This is a genomic window from Photobacterium sp. OFAV2-7 (genome assembly GCF_022347985.1).
Lineage (GTDB): Bacteria > Pseudomonadota > Gammaproteobacteria > Enterobacterales > Vibrionaceae > Photobacterium.
Genome location: NZ_JAKRFQ010000437.1, coordinates 1 through 4211 on the forward strand (window position 1 = coordinate 1; position 4211 = coordinate 4211).

Consider the following 4211-nt stretch of genomic DNA (forward strand, 5'->3'; position numbering starts at 1 on the left):
GATTTGGAGTTTGAGCTCAGTTTTGGTTAGCAAGCTACAGCATAATTACTCATCGTTAGAGGGGAGGATCATGATGAGTGTTCGGTTAGGCTGAACACTCATCATAGGGGGCTGTTAAGCGATTTCAGAAAATAGTAGTTCAAGATCATAGTTGTTACGTTTTAATGTATTTTTCAGCTTATTCAGGGAGCTTACCTGCAGCTGTCGAATACGCTCTCTGGTTAAACCCACTTCATCAGCAACCTGTTGTAATGTTTGCACTTCATGACCCAACAGGCCAAAGCGACGACAAATGATTTCTCGATCTCGTTCATTGAGACAATCCAGCATCGATATTGCTAAGTTTCGTATATCCTGCTTATTGATAACGGTATCTGGCTGTGTTGATGAGTTGTCGGCAATAAATGCAGATATCGTCTGTGAGTTGCTGTCTTCTGTGATTGCCTGGTCAATGGATACAACAGGAGCATCTAGTGCTAATACGCTTGAGACATCATCGACACTTCGTTCAAGTTTCTCTGCAATCTCTTCATGGCTTGGTTCCTGATTGGAGCTTTTCATTAACTGTTTGTGAGTTCGTAGAATCGTATTTATTTCCTTTGAGACATGCACAGGAAGACGAATCGTACGGGCTTGATTGTGAATAGAGCGTTCAATGGTCTGTTTAATCCACCATGTCGCATAAGTTGAGAATCGGAAGCCACGCTCCGGATCGAATTTTTCAACGGCAGTAATTAAACCAATATTTCCTTCATCGATTAGATCACTTAATAACATGCCGCTACCACGATACTTCTTCGCAATACTCACAACAAGGCGAAGATTACTTTCAATCATCGTAGCTTTGGCATACTCATCGCCTAAAAGGCTCTTACGGCTATATTGAATTTCATCATGTTTAGATAACAGTGGCTTCTGCGCTATATCCTGAAGATATAGGTGTATGACATCTGTTTCAAATCCATGTACATCTTGCGGTCTGATATCCATACCATTTCCCTCAATAAATTGTACAACACTATTTTTTTATACTTATTTTCCTATACACAACCACAGTAACATACACATGTTGCATATTCTATTCGATAACACCTTAAATATTGCAAATAGGTATAACTATTTGTTATTTAGAGAAAGAGTGGCGATAGACCACGAATTTCTAAGATTGAAATGATTTAATGTTTAACTAAGACACAACCAAAATGGAACAGATGGATAAATAGCTATAAATCAATGGCTTATGGTTATTACGGGCGAGAGGGAAAGATATGTAGATGTTTATTGCGCATGATTAACGTGCCTGATATGGTGATGTGACGCTGTCACTTGTTGCGCTTGAGTTATTTTATTGTGATGCCTGTCAATGATCGCCATATATAGTTACATTGTTTTTAATAACATAATTTCGATTGATTTTTGTTGATAAAATCATCTTCAACTGAATTCATCAGCTAGCTTTAAAATATTGCGACAAGTATCATTAGTTTGAATGTTTTTTTATAAATTTCATTTAACCCTTATAAGATTTTAATAATGATTATCTCTAGATAGTAATAATTAAAATTCACCTCTGTGAACTCAAGTTTTATTTACGATGAAATTTATATTCCATGCGCGCAATAGGGTTTTTCGAGCCTATTTATTGATAAAATGATTATGTCTGACTTTTTTGGTAATATTGTATATCTTTTCATGCAGGTGACGCTGTCACACTTGTTAAAGCCGAACAGCAATAATAGAAGGTTATATGCTGCATAATGATGAAATAAAGCTAAGAGTTGCTACTAGTGAAGATAAACTACCTTTATATTCATTACTCACTACAGACGAAGAATGGACAAAGTTTAACGGTCCATATTTTCCGTATTCAACACCGACACTCGAAGAATTCGAAGCTGGTATGTTCAAGCGATTATGTGAAGGTATCGACGCGCTTATGATTGAATACCAGGGAGAAGCGATTGGCAGTGTTTCTTACTACTGGGAAGACCAGCGAACACGGTGGCTAGAAGTTGGCGTCATCATTTACGATAGCCGCTACTGGAACAAGGGAGTGGGTAGAAAAGCCTTAATCCCTTGGATAACACACCTGTTTAACACGCTTGAAATAGCACGTGTTGGGTTAACAACATGGTCTGGTAATCCCAGAATGATAGCATGCGCACAATCCATTGGCATGACACTAGAGGCAAGGCTGAGGAAAGTACGCTACTTTCAGGGGCAATATTACGACTCGGTTAAACTGGGTGTGCTTCGCGAGGAGTGGTTCCATGATCTAAAGGATGGTTTTCATCGTTGATGAAACTCGCCTCACTCATGATGAGGAAAACTTGTAAAGCGAGTTCAGTATTACCGCGTATTACTGAATGTAGAATGAGTATGCTGCACCTACAGTCTGAAGAGAGTGACCAGGATTATACTGAACAATGTAATGGCCTGGTGTTAGTGTAAGTCCACTAACGTCAATAGTTACAATACCGCCAGGGTTATTGGAACTTACAGCAACATGTTTTAAGTAACTTGAGTTGTTCATAACTGGTTGCTCACCTTTAAATAAGTAAATCCAGTCTAATCGTGAACCCGGTGCAATATTATTAGGTACTTGGTAATTAACGCTGATGTTCTGAGTTGTTGCGTTTGTGACAAACACTGAAGTAGATTGATAATTCAATGGGTTAGATTGATTTAGCAGTGCAGTTGCAACTAAGGAAAGCACATCATCAGCACGAAGGAACAAGCCAATGCTATAGGTTCCATTCATCAGGTTCACACCGGGATCGCTTGTTTCTATTGTTTTTGATGCAAACTGACCACGTGAAGTACCGTCTAAGTCGGTTTTTCCGACAATTTGGCTCATACTATTTGGTGCACCAGTTCCTTCCCAGACGCCAACAAATGCACCTAGGCCACCTAAGTCACTGTTCAACACTGTTTTCTCGTTGATAGTGACCGTATTTGAAGAGGTTACAATCGCGTTGTTTAAACTACTTGTCCATAAATTGACTGAACTAGTTAGATCAAGAAGTGACTCTTGGAGCTCGTGATAATTTTGAGACATATCTTTGTTTCCTTTTATTGAAGTTTAATTGCGAAAGTTCCATTTACTACAAGCCAACTCCGCTAACTGGAACAAGGTCAATATAGGTCTTTATCATCATTGACTCTATTACACGTTATTACACGGCATTATTGCCGTGGCCTGCTGACGCGAATAGCGTTCTGGTCACCGTCACCTTTGTGAGTCCGGTGCACAACTTAGTGAGGGCATTTCCGTTGCTGCCGCGCTACTATCGGCTTCTGGAATATTGCTTGAAAGGAATAAGGCTATGGGACTCTTAAGAGGAGAACTGATCAAATCATTTTATCATGATTTATATCAAAATTTCACTTAGATAACATTCGTCTATAGTATTGAGTTTTATTATTATAACGTGCTCCCGCTTTTTGCAAACGCACGTTTGGCTTTGCCGGCTTTTTCAGGGCATCCGTCAGCATCATAGCATCTCGCTGGCTTAACTTAAGTTCACGTAGCTTTTCTTTCTCTACCACAGTACTTTGTATTGTGGGCATAAAATTTTCCTAAGGTTGATGATGTGGATGTGTCGAGCATGGCACGCTGTGAGGTGATTAGCAATTCATGTGTCAGTTTGGCACGTACTTGAAAGGCAGTTTTGTCATCCAAAAAAAGCCCCAATATAGGGGCTTTAATGATCCTTACAAGTTACATCAACTCTACCTTGAAGTTGTTCCTGTTTTATCTGAAGGAGAGCTTTATCAAGCTCGACCATGTTCGAAGTCGGACAAAAAGCGAGTGTTGCTGATTGTAAGAAAACATAGTTATACATTTCACCACAAGCCGAACACTTCATATCAGGATAAGTTTGTACATGTTTATTTAAATCAGCTGCATTCATATCCACCTCTATCTCCCCACGTCTTAAACATAGACTATGCAAATTGTTTTAACCATTAATGGGTAGGGGGTAAGTGTTGAGCATATGAGAACAGCGTATAACAACAGTATTTGGATATCGCCCTCGGATGCACGAGGTGATGGTCGCCAGTACTGCCGAGGGTCTGCTGCTCGGAAACAGCGAACTGGTCATAGTCACCCTTGGTGAGTTTGGTGCCCAGCTTGACGGGGCTATTCCGGTTGTGGCGGCTGCCATGATTGACCTTTGGGATGTTACTCGAAAGGAAAAAGGCTAGGG

At 40.0% G+C, this 4211-nt stretch carries 6 protein-coding genes; 2 read left to right on the forward strand and 4 right to left on the reverse strand.

Features of this window, described 5'->3' with window-relative positions; genetic code table 11:
• Positions 1-114: 114 nt before the first annotated feature.
• Entirely contained in the window at positions 115-990 is an 876-nt protein-coding gene (gene rpoS / locus MHN01_RS18430) for an RNA polymerase sigma factor RpoS (protein WP_239412684.1), read from the reverse strand.
• A 757-nt stretch (positions 991-1747) separates the two neighbouring features.
• Here rpoS and MHN01_RS18435 point away from each other — a divergent pair.
• Entirely contained in the window at positions 1748-2299 is a 552-nt protein-coding gene (locus tag MHN01_RS18435; protein ID WP_239412685.1) for a GNAT family N-acetyltransferase, read from the forward strand.
• 60 nt (positions 2300-2359) lie between these two features.
• On the opposite strand, the gene MHN01_RS18440 is transcribed toward MHN01_RS18435, so the two are convergent.
• The 3 genes from MHN01_RS18440 to MHN01_RS18450 form a co-directional block, all read right to left on the reverse strand.
• Positions 2360-3058, reverse strand: coding sequence for a hypothetical protein (locus tag MHN01_RS18440; protein ID WP_239412686.1), 699 nt, complete (start codon positions 3056-3058; stop codon positions 2360-2362).
• 326 nt (positions 3059-3384) lie between these two features.
• Positions 3385-3570: a DUF1778 domain-containing protein gene (locus MHN01_RS18445; protein ID WP_239412687.1), complete on the reverse strand. Its 186-nt coding sequence runs from the start codon at positions 3568-3570 to the stop codon at positions 3385-3387.
• A gap of 134 nt (positions 3571-3704) precedes the next feature.
• Entirely contained in the window at positions 3705-3920 is a 216-nt protein-coding gene (locus MHN01_RS18450; protein ID WP_239412688.1) for a hypothetical protein, read from the reverse strand.
• Between the two features lie 121 nt (positions 3921-4041).
• Here MHN01_RS18450 and MHN01_RS18455 point away from each other — a divergent pair, with 121 nt between their 5' ends.
• Positions 4042-4209, forward strand: coding sequence for a hypothetical protein (locus MHN01_RS18455; protein ID WP_239412689.1), 168 nt, complete (start codon positions 4042-4044; stop codon positions 4207-4209).
• The last annotated feature ends 2 nt before the right edge of the window (positions 4210-4211 follow it).